Annotated in this window: 12 protein-coding genes; 9 read left to right on the top strand and 3 right to left on the bottom strand. The window is 74.6% G+C overall.

All coding sequences use genetic code 11. The features are described 5' to 3' along the window. Positions 1-12 precede the first annotated feature (12 nt). The 4 genes from ACRAKH_RS16150 (at position 13) to ACRAKH_RS16135 (ending at position 4,149) form a co-directional block, all read left to right on the top strand. On the top strand, positions 13-1,392 hold the full coding sequence (locus ACRAKH_RS16150; protein ID WP_380729050.1) for an alpha/beta hydrolase domain-containing protein: 1,380 nt from the start codon (positions 13-15) through the stop codon (positions 1,390-1,392). After that, positions 1,389-2,708: a hypothetical protein gene (locus ACRAKH_RS16145; protein WP_380729048.1), complete on the top strand. Its 1,320-nt coding sequence runs from the start codon at positions 1,389-1,391 to the stop codon at positions 2,706-2,708. The genes ACRAKH_RS16150 and ACRAKH_RS16145 overlap by 4 nt, the downstream gene beginning before the upstream one ends. A gap of 17 nt (positions 2,709-2,725) precedes the next feature. Beyond that, positions 2,726-3,310, top strand: coding sequence for a hypothetical protein (locus ACRAKH_RS16140; protein ID WP_380729046.1), 585 nt, complete (start codon positions 2,726-2,728; stop codon positions 3,308-3,310). 104 nt (positions 3,311-3,414) lie between these two features. Then, positions 3,415-4,149, top strand: a complete 735-nt coding sequence (locus ACRAKH_RS16135) for a DUF4328 domain-containing protein (protein WP_380729044.1) — start codon at positions 3,415-3,417, stop codon at positions 4,147-4,149. Positions 4,150-4,165: 16 nt separating this feature from the next. Here the strand turns inward: ACRAKH_RS16135 and ACRAKH_RS16130 are convergent, their stop codons facing one another. Both ACRAKH_RS16130 and ACRAKH_RS16125 read right to left on the bottom strand, forming a co-directional pair. Continuing rightward, the gene (locus ACRAKH_RS16130; protein WP_380729042.1) at positions 4,166-5,473 is read right to left on the bottom strand and encodes an amidohydrolase; all 1,308 of its coding nucleotides are present in this window, start codon (positions 5,471-5,473) and stop codon (positions 4,166-4,168) included. Between the two features lie 138 nt (positions 5,474-5,611). Beyond that, entirely contained in the window at positions 5,612-6,829 is a 1,218-nt protein-coding gene (locus ACRAKH_RS16125; protein WP_380729040.1) for an AGE family epimerase/isomerase, read from the bottom strand. Between the two features lie 104 nt (positions 6,830-6,933). Between ACRAKH_RS16125 and ACRAKH_RS16120 the strand changes: the two genes are divergently transcribed. Then, the gene (locus tag ACRAKH_RS16120) at positions 6,934-7,509 is read left to right on the top strand and encodes an O-methyltransferase (RefSeq protein ID WP_447009915.1); all 576 of its coding nucleotides are present in this window, start codon (positions 6,934-6,936) and stop codon (positions 7,507-7,509) included. 197 nt (positions 7,510-7,706) lie between these two features. On the opposite strand, the gene ACRAKH_RS16115 is transcribed toward ACRAKH_RS16120, so the two are convergent. Next, positions 7,707-9,188 (bottom strand): M16 family metallopeptidase, encoded by a 1,482-nt coding sequence (locus ACRAKH_RS16115; RefSeq protein ID WP_380727746.1) that lies wholly within the window; start codon positions 9,186-9,188, stop codon positions 7,707-7,709. 294 nt (positions 9,189-9,482) lie between these two features. On the opposite strand from ACRAKH_RS16115, the gene ACRAKH_RS16110 reads away from it, so the two are divergent. From ACRAKH_RS16110 to ACRAKH_RS16095, 4 genes are read left to right on the top strand one after another with little or no spacing between them, the layout of a single operon-like run. Next, positions 9,483-10,466: an iron ABC transporter substrate-binding protein gene (locus ACRAKH_RS16110; RefSeq protein WP_380727748.1), complete on the top strand. Its 984-nt coding sequence runs from the start codon at positions 9,483-9,485 to the stop codon at positions 10,464-10,466. Positions 10,467-10,474: 8 nt separating this feature from the next. Next, complete coding sequence (locus ACRAKH_RS16105; protein ID WP_380727750.1) at positions 10,475-11,971, top strand: ABC transporter permease; 1,497 nt, start codon at positions 10,475-10,477, stop codon at positions 11,969-11,971. Further along, entirely contained in the window at positions 11,968-12,990 is a 1,023-nt protein-coding gene (locus ACRAKH_RS16100) for an ABC transporter ATP-binding protein (protein WP_380727752.1), read from the top strand. The genes ACRAKH_RS16105 and ACRAKH_RS16100 overlap by 4 nt, the downstream gene beginning before the upstream one ends. Further along, positions 12,987-15,410: a non-ribosomal peptide synthetase gene (locus tag ACRAKH_RS16095; protein WP_447009914.1), complete on the top strand. Its 2,424-nt coding sequence runs from the start codon at positions 12,987-12,989 to the stop codon at positions 15,408-15,410. Before ACRAKH_RS16100 ends, ACRAKH_RS16095 begins: the two co-directional genes overlap by 4 nt. The last annotated feature ends 52 nt before the right edge of the window (positions 15,411-15,462 follow it).

Genomic DNA, 15,462 nt, shown 5'->3' with positions numbered 1-15,462 from the left:
GTGGGAGCCGGTATGTCACCTTCCCCGTGGCGGCGCGTCGGTCTGGTCGCGGCCGTGCTCGGCCTCCTCGTCCCGACGTCCGCCCCCGCCTCCGCTTCCCCGTCCCCCGCGTCCGCGTCCGAGCTCGGGCCGACACCCCGGGTCGTCGGCCCGCTGCCCGGCGCCGTGCCGGGCGACCGGCTGGCCGACCGGATCGAGGACACCTACCCGTTCTTCTCCACGCCCGCGGACCTGGCCGCCGCCGGGTACGTCGAAGAGGAGTTCCACGTCTCCGGCACGGCCGACGGCTGGGCGGTCGACGGCACGAAGGTCGCCACCGGCGTGCCGTACACGACCCGCGTCATCGTGCGGCGGCCCGCGCGGGAACGCGACTTCAGCGGCACGACGCTGGTCGAGTGGCAGAACGTCACCGCCGGGTACGACCTCGACGCCCTGTGGAACGCCGAGTCGGTCATCCGCTCCGGCAACGCCTGGGTCGGCGTGTCCGCGCAACGCGTCGGCGTCGACCAGCTGCGCGGCTGGAGCCCCGCCCGGTACGGCGGCCTCGACGTGACGGGCGCCGGCCGCTTCACCGCCGACGAGCTGTCCTACGACGTGTTCACGCAGGCCGGGCGCGCCGTCGCGTCCGGCGCGGTCCTCGGCGGGTTGCGCGCCCGGACGTTGCTGGCCATCGGCGCGTCGCAGTCCGCGGCCCGGATGACCGTCCTGTACGACCGGGTCCTGCCGCAGCAGCAGCCGGTGTTCGACGGGTACGGCTACATCGTCGGCAACGCGCCGACGCGGGTCGGCGCCGAGCCGGTCTTCCAGGTGCTGTCGGAGACCGACGTGCGGACCGCCGCGCGTCCCGCCGACACGGACCGGTTCCGCCGGTGGGAGGTGGCGGGCGCGGCGCACTCCGGCCACGAGGGTCAGGTGTACCGCGCGCCGATCTCGGAGCGCGACCTCGGCGGCGCGCCGCAGTACGACTGCGACCGGCCGCCGTTCAGCCGGGTTCCGATGCACCACGTCACCGCGGCGGCCTACGAGCACCTGCGGCGGTGGGTCGAACGAGGCACGCCGCCGCCGACCGCCCGCCCGTTGGAGTTCGAGGCGGACGGCGTCACCAAGAAGCGGGACGCGCTGGGCCTCGCCCTGGGCGGCATCCGCCTGTCGCAGGTGACGGCGCCGAGGGCGCTGAACACCGGCGACAACACGGGCGTGACGTTCTGCCGCCTGTTCGGCTCCCACGTGCCGTTCGACGCGGCGACGTTGGCGCGGCTCTACCCGAACCGGGGCGACTACGTGCACCAGGTCGTGACCGCCGACGTCGCCAACGTGCACGCGGGGTACCTGCAGCACGCCGACGCGCGGCGCAACCTCGCCGACGCCCTGACGACCGGAGGACAACGATGAGGATCGCGGTGACGACGCTGGTCCTGGCGCTGGTGTCGACGGTGGCCGCGGCGCCCGCCGCCTCGGCGCACGGGCTCACCGCGGTGGTCTTCGTGCACGGCCAGCAGGGCTCGGCGCAGCAGTGGCAGTCCAACGCGAAGCGGTTCTCCGGCAACGGCTACCCGGACCACCTGCTCCACGCCTACGAGTACGACACGACGGTCCCGACCAACGACCGGGCCGTCGCCGACCTGGACGCGTTCCTCGCCGGCGTCCGCGCCCGCACCGGATCGTCCACTGTGGACGTGATCGCGCACTCCCGCGGCACGGCGGTCATGCAGGCCTTCCTGTCCACGCCGGCGCGGGCCGCGGTGGTGCGCAAGTACGTCAACGTCGACGGGCGTTCCAGCACCGCGCTGCCCGGCGGCGTGCCGACGCTCGCGCTGTGGGGCAGCGCCCAGCCGAACGGCTCGATCGGCGGCGCGACCAACGTGTACCTCACCACCCTGGGGCACACGGAGACCACGACGTCGGCGGAGGGTTTCGCGCACATCCACCGGTTCCTGCGCGGCCGGCCCGCCGTCACCACGCACGTCGTGCCGGAACCGCCCGGCCGGGTGGAGATCGCGGGCCGGGCGCTGTACTTCCCGCAGAACGCGGGCATCGTGGCCGAGCTGCGCGTCTGGGAGCTCGACGGGCGCACGGGCGCGCGGCTCGGCGACGCCCGGCACAGCGTCCGGACCGGGTCGGACGGCTCGTTCGGGCTGCTGCGCGTGAACGGCCGCAAGCACTACGAGCTGGAACTGGTGCGGGAGGGGCAGCAGCCCCACCACTTCTACTTCGAGCCGTTCGAGCGCAGCGACCGGTTCGTGCGGTTGCAGGTGTCGCGGCCGGGCGGGATCGGCGACGTCGTCGACCGGTGCGCCACGCACACCGCGCTCACCGTCGTCCGCAACCGCGAGTGGTGGTCCGACCAGCCCGACCGGGACCGGCTGGAGTTCAACGGGGTCGACGTCCTCGCGCCGCCCGTCGCGCCGAAGGTCCGCCAGGTCATCGCCGCGTTCGCGTTCGACGACCACTGCGACCGCGCGGCCACGCCGGGCGTCGTGCTGCCGCCGTTCGCAACGCTGCCGTTCCTCACCGGCGTCGACGCCTACCTGCCGGCCCAGGCCGACGCCGGCGGCACGATCCACGTCACCCAGACCGCGCGCGGGACGGGCGGCCGGACGCGCACGATCGCCGTGCCGAACTGGCCGTCGGACGGGCACGGCGTCACCGTCCACTTCAACGACTACCTCGCCGGCGGAACCGGAGGCCACGCCACCGCGTCCCCCTGAGCGGAGAAGGGGGTTCGGTGGTCGAACGCGTGTCGCGGTGGCGGTCCCCGCGGTGGTCCCTGGGCGCGACGGCGGTGGCCGTGCTGCTCACCGCGTGGGCGGGCAGCCCGCCCGGGGGCTACTACGGGGTCGCGTTGGTCGCCTTCCTGGCCTGGGCGGTGGCCGCGGTCCTGTGGCTGACGGCGCTCGGCGCGGCGATGGTCGCGCTGCCCGCGCCCTTCCTGGCGCACGTCCGCCGGCTGTGGCCGTTCCTGGTGGTCCCCGCGCTGGCGGTGGCCACCGGGACGGCCCTCGAGACCGGCCTGGCCCGGCGCGTGGCGTTCGAGGCGCACCGGTCGGCGCTGTCGGCGCTGGTGGCGGAGGCTGCGGCGACGCCGGACCCGCGGATCGTGGACCGGCGGGTCGGGCTGCACCTCGTGCGCTCGACCAGGGTGGACCCCGCCACCGGCTGCACCCTGATGACCGTGGAGGACGCGGGCTTCCTCGACTCCCGGGGGTACGCCCACTGCCCGAACGGGGCGCCGCCGAACGTCGTGGAGGCCGACGTGGTGACGTACCAGCCGATCGACGGGCCTTGGTACGAGTTCTCGCTGGTGTGGTGAGCCCCTGAGCTCCCCCGGAAACGCGTTCCGACCACGCCGTTCCCTCAGGTACGCTCCGGCGCCGGTTCGCGGCCAGTGACGTGGGGGGATGCGTGTTCCGTTCGGTGCGTGGGCTCGGGGTGGCGTTCGCCGTCCTGGTCGGGATCACAGTGGTGTCGGACGTCCTCGTGACCGCCTGGGTCTGGCGGCTGCGGGACGTGCTCGACGACTACCTCCACGACCTCGTCGGCGAGGCGGAGCTGAACGGCGAGCTCGCCGCGAGCGCCGCGCTCGGAATCCTCAACACCGCCCTCTACGTGGCCACGGGCGTCGTGTTCGTGGTGTGGCTGTGGCGGGTGCGCCTCAACGCCGACCTCATCGCGCCGCACGCCTCCCCGTACCGCCGGTCGTGGGTGATCTGGGGCTGGCTGCCGATCGTCAGCCTGTGGATCCCGCGCCGGCTGGTGGCCGACGCGTGGGACGTGAGCCGAACCCGGCACGAGTCGGCGGGCGGGCACGGCCTGGTCAACCTGTGGTGGGGCCTGTTCCTCGGCTACCAGGTGCTCGACCGCGTCGCGGACCGCCTGCTGGCCCGCAGCGAGACGGTGGACGGGCTGGGCACCGGCGCGCAGGTGCTGACCTTGGCGACGGCGCTGTCGGTGCCCGCGGCGGTCGTGGCCGTGCTGGTGGTGCGGCGGATCGGCGAGTGGCAGTCCACGCCCGGGTTCGTCACGCCGGACGAGGTCGTCTCGCCGATGGCGGCCGGGCTGTCGCCGGTCGACTGGCCGGGCGCGGCCCTGCCCTCCAACCCCGTGATCGCCCCGCCGCGCCACGACCCGCGCTGGCGGCGGCCCGACTAGGAGCCGGCCGGGCCCGTCAGCCGAGGGCGGCGAGCGCGACGTGGACCATGGCGCGCACCCCGATCGGCAGGGCGCGTTCGTCGACGCGGAACGTCGGCTGGTGCAGGTCGCCGTGCGGCCCCTCGCCGGACCACGTGCCGAGCCGGGCGTACGAGCCGGGCACGTGCTGCACGTACCAGCCGAAGTCCTCGCCGCCGCACGACTGGGTGGTCGACGTGACGGCGTGCGGGCCGAGGGCGTCGGCGATCGCCGTCTGGAGCAGCGCGGTGCTGTCCGGGTCGTTGTCCACCACGGGGACGGCGCGGACGTGGTCGAGGCCGAACCGGACGCCGGTCGGCCGGAGCAGCCAGCCGACGATCTCCTCCACCAGCGCGGGGAGCTGGGCGTTGACCGCCGGGTCGCCGGTGCGCAGGGTGCCGCGCAGGACGCCTTCGCGCGGCGTCCCGCACGGCGTCTCCGGCGCGTCCATCAGGCCCCACGCCAGCACCGTGCCCGACCGGGGGTCGACGCGGCGGGCCAGCATCGCGGGCAGCCCGGTGGCGACCACGCCGAGCGCGTGCACGACGTCCGCGCTGAGTTCGTCGCGGGTGCCGAACCGGGTTGTCGCGGCGACCCGCAGTTCGAGCATGTCGCAGGCCGAGGTGACCGGGCCGCTCCGGGTGCCGATCCGGCCGACCTCCACCTTCGGGTCGCAGTGCAGGCCGAAGATCCGCTCCACGCCGTCGAGCCCGCCGGCCGCGATGACGTCCAGCGCTCCGCCCGGCTCCTCCTCCGCGGGCTGGAACAGCAGCCGCACCCGGCCCGGCAGGTCCGGCGCGGACGCCAGCGCCGCCGCCGCGCCGAGCAGGATCGCGGTGTGCACGTCGTGGCCGCACGCGTGCGAGACGCCCGGCACGCGCGAGGCGTAGGAGAGGCCCGTGCTCTCGGCGACGGGCAGCGCGTCGATGTCCGCGCGCAGCGCGACGCACCGCGGCCCCGTGCCGACCTCGCACAGGACGCCCGTGCCCACCGGCAGCACGCTCGGGCACAGGCCGAAGCCGCGGAGGAGGCCCACGACCATCTCCGTGGTGCGGGTTTCGCGGCGCATCAGCTCCGGGTTCGCGTGCAGCGTCCGCCGCCACGACATGACCCGGGTGAGGTTCGCCGCGAGCCAGTCGTCGAGCCACCTCGGGCCGCGGCCGGCGGCCGGGTCGGCCACCGGCACCAGGTCCTCGACCGCCGAGCCGAGCGGCACCACGTCGGCAGGCGCCACCGCGGCGGTCGTCACGTCGGCGGGCGTCACCTCTGCGGGCGGCGGGACCAGGTCGCGCGCAACAGGCTTCATGGTGGCTCGCCGTTCGTGCCAGGGCGTCAGCCCGCCTCCGGTGCGGCACGTCCCCGTGCCGTGGCCACATCCTCGCCCACGGTCCCGGCAAGATCCACGCGAACCGCCCGTTCGGGTGGCCGCGGGTGGACGCCGCCGTCACCCCACCGGGGCGTGGGCGAGGCGCTCCACGAGCTGGAGGCAGGCACGTCCGTTGTGGTAGCAGCACTTCCACTCGCCCGCCGCGTCCATCGGCACCGGCGCGTTGGCGGAATCCCTGGCGGACAGCCACTCCCCGGTCGGCCGCGGGTCGACCAGGTCGGTGGTGATGTAGTGCCACGTGTCGCACGCGAGCGCGTGGAACGCGGGATCTCCGGTGCGCTCGTGCGCGTTGAGGAAGCCCACGACCGCCTCCGCCTGCACCCACCACACCCGCGTCGCGTCGAGCCGGCCGTCCACCGACTCGTTGGCGACCGAGCCGTCCGGCAGCACCGCCCGCGCCGCCGTGCCCTCGGCGAGGCCGACGACGAGGTCCGGCACGTCCGCGCCGATCTCCCGCGCCGCCTCGTCGACCAGCCAGCTCGCCTCGATGTCGTGCCCGAACGACAGCACCTCCTCCAGCTCGCGCCAGTCGCGGTCGAGGAACACGCGCAGGGACCGGCGGCGCGGGTCGTAGAGCCGGTGGCGGAAGGTGTCCAGGAGCGCCGCGATCCGCGCCGCGACGTCCGGGGAGGGCGCGACGACGTGGTAGGCGGTCAGCGCCTCCAGGACGTGCAGGTGGGTGTTCATGGTGATGTCGGCCCGGTCCGTCCCGCCGAGCAGGACGTTCGGCTTCGGCGTCCACGAGCGGTCGAACTGCTCGCGGTACGCGCCGGTCGCCGGGTCGAACCCGACGCCGGTCACCACCTCGTACAGCTCCCCCGCCCGCGCCAGGGCGTCCGGCGACCCGGTGGCGCGGTGGTACTCGCTGAACGCGTACAGCGCGAACGCCTGGGCGTAGACGTGCTTGTCGGTGTCCGCCGGCGCGCCCGTGTGGTCGACGGACCAGAACACGCCGCCGTGCACGGGGTCGATCACGTGCCGGGTGAGGAACCGGTGCGCGTGGTGCGCGGCGGCCAGGTACGACAGGTCGCCGAACGCGCGGTAGGCGGCGGAGAAGGTCCACAGGAACCGGCACGCCATGACCGCGCCCTTGTCCGCGGTGGTGTCGACGACGAGGTCCGCGTCCACGCGGCCGTGGATGCCGCCGTGCACGCGGTCCGTCAGGCCCAGCCAGAACGGCAGGATGCGGTGGCGCAGCTCGGTCTCCGCCGCCTGTCGCAGGGCGGCAGCAGTCGGAGTCGCGCGCAGCTTAACCGGTTTTGTCTCGTGGGCCATGTGTCGGAGGCTATCCATCGCCAACCAGGACGACCATCGCATCCCACTTCTGAAGACGGTTGCTTAACCGGTTCTTCACACCCGCACCCGAAGTGGAGAGAGTCATGAACGACACCTCGACCGTGCCGCCCCTGGTCGCCGAGGCCGGAGCGCGGGCGCGCGCACGCGGGTTCGGCCAGTCCTGCGAGCACCCGGTCGGCCCGCTCCTCGCGGCGCTCGCCGCGGCCGTCCCGCGCGGCGGACGGGTCCTCGAACTCGGCACCGGCGCGGGGGTCGGGGTGGCGTGGCTCGTCTCGGGCCTCGGCGACCGCGCCGACGCCACCGTGACGACCGTGGAGCTGGACGGCGACCTCGCCGCCGAGGTCGCGGCGGGCGGGCTGCCGGACTGGGCCGAGGTGGTCGCCGGAGACGCCGAAGCGCTGCTGCCCGACCTCGGCCGGTTCGACCTGGTCTTCGCGGACGCGGTCGCCGGCAAGTGGACCGGCCTGCACCTGACGCTGGACGCGCTGCGCCCCGGCGGCGTGCTCGTCGTGGACGACATGGACCTCAGCCGGTACACCGAGCCCGAGCACCGCGCGTCGGTCACCGCCGTGCGGATCGCGTTGACGACCGATCCCCGGCTCGCGACCGTCGAACTGCCCGTCGGCACCGGGATCGTCCTGGCCACCCGGCGCGGCTGACGGCGGCGCCCGGCCCCGGTCAGCCTGTTACCGCTCACAAACTTCCGGGACTGAACTCGCGCGGCAGAGCACTCCTGACACCGCACCACGGCCTGACGGCCGACGACGCGCGGAAGGTCGTGGGCACCGCCCAGGACGCCACCCACGCGGCGTGATCCGGTGGGGGCGCGGAACCGGGCCGCGCCCCCACCCGGTGCTCACTCGTCCCGGCTGACCAGGTCCGACGTCCGGTAGCGCAGCGCGGGATCGACGGCCGCGTCGAGCGCGGCGACCGCGGCCTCCGCTCCCCGGAACAGGTCCGGGTCGACCGGGATCACGCAGCCGTGCCGGCCGAACACCGTGCGCGCGCCGTCCTGGACCTCCACCCCGACCACGTCGGCGAACCGGATGGTGTGCAGGTCGCCGTCGTCGTCGCGCAGGGTGACGCCGTCCGTGCCGAGGATCAGCCGCACGCGACGGGCGGCGCCGTTCAGCACGCGGGCCGCCAGCGGCGGGCGCAGCACCCGACCGTCCGGTTCCGGGCCGATCACCCTGGCGCAGCCGCCGACGGCCACCGGCGCGCCGTCCCGGTCCGACAGGTCGAGCGCGACGCCCTCCGGCACGACGAGCAGCGCCGTCCGCAGCCCTTCGGCCATGACCGCCGCCACCTGCTCCGGGGTGACGGCCTTCAGCTCGACCAGCCAGTCCTCGTCGGTGTAGTAGGGCCCGCCGAGCAGCTCGGCGCGGGCGCGCAGGTCCAGCCGGGCGACGACCAGGCGGGGGTCGTCGATCAGCTCGGCGAACGCCGCCAGCTCGTGGTCGACCTCCTCCTGGTCGGGACCGTCGTCGGCGAGCCGCTGCGCGGTGTTCCAGAGGATCTCCGCGACCTCGGCCTCCCGCCCTTCCCGGGCGTCGAGCCAGATGAGGCGTTCCGTCGTCTCGGGACTGACGTCCGCGCGCTCGCCGCCCACGTCGTAGCTGATGCCCTTCTCGCGCCGGGCGGTGGTGGTCAGCCGCTCCTGCAGCACGAGCATGGCGATGTTCCACGGCGCCGACGCCGACGGCCCGGTCAGGGAGAGGCCGGGGCACGGCACGTTCTCGGCGGACCAGCGCGGCCCGTCGGCCGGCAGCGGCTCCTGCGCCACGCGGGCCGGCCGTTCCCCGTCCGGCAGCGCCAGGCGCAGCCCTTCCGGCGGCGGACCCGTCAGGGTCAGCACGGCGTTGCCCTTGGTGAAGTACCGCCTCGCGTGCGCGGCCACCGCCTCGGCCGGGATGCGGTCGTAGCCGGGGCCGGCCCACGGCGCCAGGCCGTAGCCGGACGTGCCGAACCGGCGGGCCAGCAGCGCCGCCGCGGTCGGGTGCGTGACCTGGCTGCCCTCGGCGGCCAGCACGCCCGCCTCCTTCTCGACGCGGTCCAGCGGCAGGTCGGCCAGCGCCCGGCAGACCACGTCCAGGAACTCGACCAGCTGCGCGGGCTTGCCGGTGGCGAAGAACTGGGTGGTCTCCAGCTCGACGGACGCGTTGTGCTCGTAGTGCACGCGCGGCAGCGCGCTCATCGCCAGGTGCTCGATGAGGTGCGTGACGCCGATCGTGCGGAACGACTCGTCCCGCGTGCCGACGCCGAAGGCGAGGGTGGCCGTCATGGGCGCCGGTCCCTCCGCCCAGTAGACGGGAACGCCGTCGACAACCGTCTGCTCCACTGGTCCACCACCCGATCACGGTCCGGCGAGGCCGCGCCCACAGGGCTCTTTTCCCTGTGGTGGCACGGATCGCGCGGGACGCTAGCACGCGGGTGCGGTGGCCCGTCCAGCGTGAATCCGGGTCCCCGGGCTCGCGGCCGGACGCGTGGTGTGTCCGGCGTCGCAGTGGGCGTTATCGTCGCGGTCTTGTGTGAGATTTAGGTTAGCTTTACCTTGTCTCCGCCTGAGCCGCCTGGGGGGTGAGTTCTAGGAGGAACTGCAGTGAGCCGTCGCGCACGCGCCGTTGCGTTGATCATGGCTTTGCTGACCGTGCCGGTCGTCGCGTGCGGCGACACCGGGGACAGCGACGCCCTGGTCATCTACTCCGGTCGCAACAAGGAGCTCGTGGGCGGTGTGCTCGACCAGCTGGAGCAGGCCACCGGGGTGAAGGTCGAGGTCCGGTACGGCAGCAGCGGCGAGATGGCCGCCCAGCTGCTGGAGGAGGGTGACGGCACCCGGGCCGACGTGTTCTTCTCGCAGGACGCGGGCGCGCTGGGCGCGGTCGCCGAACAGGGCAGGCTCGCCGAGCTGCCCACCGACGTGCTGAACCTCGTGCCCGAGGAGTACCGGGCCGACGACGGCAAGTGGGTCGCGACGTCGGCCCGCGCCCGGGTGGTCGCGTACGACCCCCGCGTGGTCACCGAGGCCGAGCTGCCGACGACGCTCGACGACGTGGTCGACCCGAAGTGGAAGGGCCGGATCGCGTACGCGCCGACCAACGGGTCGTGGCAGGCGTTCGTCACGTCGGTGCGCGTGATCAAGGGCGAGGAGTACGCCGCCGACTGGCTGCGGCGGTTCGCCGCCAACGAGCCGAAGCGGTACGACAACAACATCGCGATCCTCAACGCGGTGAACGACGGCCAGGTGCCCGCGGGCCTGATCAACCACTACTACTGGTACGCGAAGGTCGCCGAGAACGGCGCCGACGCGGTCAAGGTGAAGCTGCACTACGCGGGCGGCGGCGACCCGCTGAGCCTGGTGAACGTGGCGGGCGCGGGCGTGGTCGCCGGGTCGGACCGGAGCGAGGCCGCGGTGAAGGCGGTCCGGTTCCTGCTGTCGGAGCAGGCGCAGCGGCACTTCGCCGACGAGACCGCCGAGTACCCGGCCAACCCGACCGTGAAGTCGGGCAAGCACCAGCTGCCGGCGCTGTCCGAGCTGAACGGCCCCGACATCGACCTGTCGAAGCTGTCCTCGCTCCAGCAGACGCTGACCATGCTCCAGGAAGCAGGGCTGTCCTGAGAGGCCCGTTGCGGGCCGCACCGACGAACACCGCGCTCGCCCTGGTCGTGGCCGGGGTCGCCCTGACACCTCTCGCCTACCTCGCGGTCCGCTCCTTCGACCGCGGCGCGGGCGAGGTCGGGCGGGTGCTCCTGCGTGCCCGCACCCTCGACCTGGCCGTGCGCAGCCTCGCGCTGGCGGGCGCGGTGACGGCGGCCTGCGTGGTGATCGGCGTGCTCGGCGCGTGGCTCGTGGTGCGCAGCGACCTGCCCGGACGGCGGGTCGCCGGCGTGCTGCTGGTCCTGCCGCTGGCCGTGCCGTCGTACGTCGCCGGGTTCACGTGGGTGGCGCTGCTGCCCGGGCTGACCGGGTTCGCGGGGGCGTTCCTGGTGCTCACGCTGGTGTCGTTCCCGTACGTGCTGCTGCCGGTGGCCGCCGCGCTGCGGACGTCCGACCCGGCGGTGGAGGAGGTCGCGCGGTCGCTCGGCCGGACCAGCGCGCGGACGTTCTTCTCCGTGACGCTGCGCCAGGTCCGGCCCGCGGCGACGGCGGGCGGGCTGCTGGTGGCGCTGTACGCGTTGAGCGACTTCGGCGCGGTGTCGTTGATGCGGTACGAGGCGTTCACGCTCGGCATCTACACGAGCTACCGGGCCACGTTCGACCGCACGCCCGCCGCGATCCTCGGCTGCGTCCTCGTGGTGCTGGCGGTCGCCCTGACCGTCGGCGAGCGACGGGCGCGGGGAGCCGCCGCCGCCACGCGCGGCCCACGCCGTCCGCTCACCGTGCCGCTGGGCCGGGTTCGCGTCCCGGCGGCGCTGGGCACCGCCGCGCTGGTCGTGCTGTCGCTGGGCGTGCCGGTGTTCAGCCTGGGCTGGTGGCTGGCCGCCGGCCGGTCGGCGGTCGGCGACGACCTGCTGGCCACGACGCTGAACACGGTGTCGGTGTCGGCGTTCGGCGCGGCGCTCACCATCGCGATGGCGCTGCCGGTCGGGGTGCTCGCGGCACGGCACCGCGGCCTGCTGGTGCGCGGCGTGGAGCTGGCCGGGTTCGCCGGGCACGCGCTGCCGGGCATCACGATCGGCCTGGCGCTGGTGTTCTTCGGCATCCGGTTCACGCCGGGCCTCTACCAGACCACGCCGATGCTCGCGTTCGCCTACGCCGTGCTGTTCCTGCCGCTCGCGGTGGGCGCGGTGCGCACGGCCGTCGCCAACGCCCCGCCGGTGCTGGAGGACGTGTCGCGGTCGCTGGGCCGTGGCCGGACCGCGACCCGGTTGCGCGTGACGGTGCCGCTGGCCGCGCCCGGCATCCTCGCCGGGGCCGCGCTGGTCTTCCTGACCTGCGCCAAAGAGCTGCCCGCGACCCTGCTGCTGCGGCCGACCGGCGTCGACACGCTGGCCACCGAGCTGTGGACGAAGACCGAGATCGCCGCGTACGCCGCCGCGGCGCCGTACGCGGCCGTGCTGCTGGTCGTGGCGGCGATCCCCGCCGTGGTGCTGGACCGGTTCCTGCGTGGAGGTGACCGATGAGCGACTTGCGCGTGAGCGGACTCGTCGCGGGGTACGGGCCCGAGCCGGTGCTGCGCGGCCTCGACCTCGCCGTGCCCGAAGGCGGCCTGCTGGCCGTGCTCGGGCCGTCCGGGTGCGGCAAGACGACGTTGCTGCGGGTGCTCGCCGGGTTCCACCCGGTGCGCTCCGGCGAGGTCCGGCTCGGCGGCCGGGTGCTGGCCGACCGGTCCACGCACGTGCCGCCGGAGCGGCGCGGCATCGGCATCGTGCCGCAGGAGGGCGCGTTGTTCCCGCACCTGACCGTGACGGGGAACGTCGGCTTCGGCCTGACGCGGGCGCAGCGCCGGGACGGCCGGGTGGAGGAGCTGCTGGAGCTGGTCGGGCTGTCCGGGTACGGCGGCCGGATGCCCGCGCAACTGTCCGGCGGGCAGCAGCAACGCGTCGCGCTCGCCCGGGCGCTGGCCCCGCGGCCCGGCGTGGTGCTCATGGACGAGCCGTTCTCGGCGCTGGACGCGAGCCTGCGCGACGAGCTCCGCGCCGACGTGCGGGCGGCGTTGCGCGCGTTCGGCGCGACCGCCCTGCTCGTGACGCACGACCAGGAGGAGGCGCTGGGCGTCGCCGACCTGGTCGCGGTGCTGCGCGACGGCGTGGTGGCGCAGCTCGGCGCGCCGCAGGACATCTACGCGTCGCCCGCCGACCTCGGGGTGGCGCTGTTCGTCGGCGAGGCCGTGACGTTCGGCGGCTCGGCGCGGGACGGGGTGGCCGAGACGCCGTTGGGCCGGCTGCCGGTCAGCGGCTCGGGTTCGGGCGCCGGCACGGTCCTCGTGCGGCCCGAGCAGCTGCACGTCGGCGGGGACGGCGTCGCGGCCACCGTGGACGACGTGCTGTTCCACGGGCACGACGCGACCGTGCTGCTGCGGCTGGCCGACGGCACGCGGGTGCGGTCGCGCGTGCAGGGTCCGCCGCCCGTGCGGCCGGGTGAGACGACGGCGGTGCGCGTCTCCGGGTCGGCCCTGTTCTTCACCGGTCACCCGGCATGACCGCCACCGCCGACCTCGGGTTCGCGGCCGGGCTCGCCGCGCACGGCGACCGCACCGCGCTCGTCACGCCGGACGGCGCGGAGATCAGCTACCGCGAGCTGGACGACCGCGTGGCGACCGCCGCCGCACGGCTCGGCCCGGTGCGCCGGCTGGTGCTGCTGGCCGCGCGCAACGACGTGGACTCGCTAGTCGCGTACCTGGCCGCGCTGCGCGGCGGGCACCCCGTGCTCCTCACCGCGCCCGCGCAGGTGGCGGCGCTGTCGTCCGCGTACGACCCGGACGTGGTGGTCGACGGCCGGTGGACCGAGCACCGCGCGGGCACGGCGCACGACCTGCACCCCGACCTCGCGCTCCTGCTGTCGACGTCCGGCTCGACCGGCTCGCCGAAGCTGGTGCGGCTGTCGGCGGACAGCCTGGCGGCCAACGCCGAGGCCATCGCCCAGTACCTGGACATCCGCCCCACCGATCGCGCGATCACGTCGCTGCCGGTGCACTACTGCTACGGGCTGTCCGTGGTGAACAGCAACCTGCTGCGCGGCGCGGGGCTCGTGCTGACGGACCGGTCCGTGGTCGACCCGGAGTTCTGGACCGCGGTGCGGGAGCACGGCGTGACGGCGCTGCACGGCGTGCCGCACACGTTCGACCTGCTCGACGCCGTCGGCTTCGAGCGGATGGACCTGCCGAGCCTGCGGTACGTGACGCAGGCGGGCGGGCGGCTCGCGCCCGAGTCCGTCAGCCGGTTCGCGCGGCTCGGCGAGGAGCGCGGCTGGCGGCTGTTCGTCATGTACGGGCAGACCGAGGCGACCGCGCGGATGGCCTACCTGCCGCCGGAGCTGGCGCTCGCCCACCCGTCGGCGATCGGCGTGCCCGTCCCGGGCGGCGAGTTCGACCTCGCCCCGGACGGCGAGCTGGTGTACCGGGGTCCGAACGTGATGCTCGGCTACGCCCACCGCCCCGCGGACCTCGCGCTCGGCCGCACGACGCACGAGCTGCGGACCGGCGACCTGGCCCGGCGCACGCCCGAGGGCCTGTACCAGGTGATCGGCCGCAAGAACCGGTTCCTCAAGCTGTGCGGGCTGCGCGTCGACCTCGACCGGGTGGAACGGGTGCTGGCCGAGGAGGGGTTCGAGGCCGCCTGCGCCGGGGACGACGACGTGCTCGTGGTCGCGGTGCGCGGCGTGGTCCGACCCGCGGCGCAGCTGGTGCGCGCCAGGTTCGGCCTGCCCGCCACGAACGCGCACGTCGTCCGCGTCCGCGAGATCCCCCGGCTGCCGAACGGGAAGGTCGACTACGCGGCGGTCGCCGCGCTCGGCGGGCGGCGGCCCTCCGGCTGCGGCTCGGTCGCCGAGGTGTTCGGCTCCGCGCTCGGCGTGTCGGACGTGCCGGGCGACGCGACGTTCGTGGACCTGGGCGGCGACTCGTTGAGCTACGTCCGGACGTCCGTGGCGCTGGAACGGGTCCTCGGGCACCTGCCGAAGGACTGGCCCACCACACCGGTCGCGGAACTGGAGGCACGACGGGGGCCGGCCCCGGCGCGCCTGCCGTCGATCGAGACGAACATCGTGCTGCGGGCCCTCGCGATCGTCCTCGTGGTCGGGTCGCACATCGGGTTCTTCGACATCACCGGCGGCGCGCACCTGCTGCTCGTGGTGGCGGGGTGGAACTTCGCGCGGTTCGTGCTGCCCGTGCCGGCGCGGATGCTGCGCAGCGCGGCGCTGATCGCCGTGCCGTCCGCCCTGTGGCTCGCGTACCGGGTGGCCGTGACCGACGACGTGACGTTCGTGAACGTGGCGCTGGTCAACAACTTCGTGCTCACGGGCGCGGTCGGCTACTGGTTCGTGGAAGTCGTGGTGCACGCGCTGGTGGCGCTCGCGGCCGTGTTCGCGCTGCCGGTCGTGCGGCGGGTCGAACGGGCGCACGGGTTCGCCACCGCGGTGGCGTTCCTCGGCGCCGCTCTGGTGCTGCGCCTGGGTCTCGACGCGACGCACTCGTTCGCCGAGCGGAACATGACGACGGTGGGCGCGGTGTGGTTCTTCGTGCTCGGCTGGGTCGTCCAGCGGGCGGAGGCCCGGTGGCAGAAGGCCGTCGTGCTGGTGCTGGCGCTCGCGCTCATCCCCGGCACGTTCGACGACCGGTCACGGGAAGCCGTCGTGGTGGTGGGCCTGGTGCTGCTGGTCGCGGTGGCGCGCGTGCGGCTGCCGAAGGCGGTCGTGGCGGCGGTGACGCTCGTGGCGAGCGCGTCGCTGTACATCTACCTGACGCACTACGCGGTGTTCCCGGCGCTGCTCGACCACCTGCCGCGGTGGCTCGTGGTGGTGGCGAGCCTGGTCGCGGGCGTCGTCACCTGGCAGGTGGCCGAGCGTTACCGGCGGGTGGCGGCGCGGTGGTGTCGCCGGGTGTTGTCACGACGGGGCGGCTGACGGCGACCGGACGCCCTTTCGCATACGTGCCCCGCGGCGCGGGATCATGGGC

The organism is Saccharothrix hoggarensis, from assembly GCF_052936025.1.
Note: the sequence above shows the minus strand (reverse complement) of the source record. Positions and strands in the feature narration are given on the sequence as shown.

Coding starts and splice junctions, on each gene's coding strand:
- ACRAKH_RS16095 (WP_447009914.1), top strand. CDS start 12,987: ATGACCGCCACCGCCGACCTCGGGTTCGCGGCCGGGCTCGCCGCGCAC.
- ACRAKH_RS16120 (WP_447009915.1), top strand. CDS start 6,934: ATGAACGACACCTCGACCGTGCCGCCCCTGGTCGCCGAGGCCGGAGCG.
- ACRAKH_RS16145 (WP_380729048.1), top strand. CDS start 1,389: ATGAGGATCGCGGTGACGACGCTGGTCCTGGCGCTGGTGTCGACGGTG.
- ACRAKH_RS16150 (WP_380729050.1), top strand. CDS start 13: ATGTCACCTTCCCCGTGGCGGCGCGTCGGTCTGGTCGCGGCCGTGCTC.
- ACRAKH_RS16100 (WP_380727752.1), top strand. CDS start 11,968: ATGAGCGACTTGCGCGTGAGCGGACTCGTCGCGGGGTACGGGCCCGAG.
- ACRAKH_RS16130 (WP_380729042.1), bottom strand. CDS start 5,473: ATGAAGCCTGTTGCGCGCGACCTGGTCCCGCCGCCCGCAGAGGTGACG.
- ACRAKH_RS16110 (WP_380727748.1), top strand. CDS start 9,483: ATGGCTTTGCTGACCGTGCCGGTCGTCGCGTGCGGCGACACCGGGGAC.
- ACRAKH_RS16125 (WP_380729040.1), bottom strand. CDS start 6,829: ATGGCCCACGAGACAAAACCGGTTAAGCTGCGCGCGACTCCGACTGCT.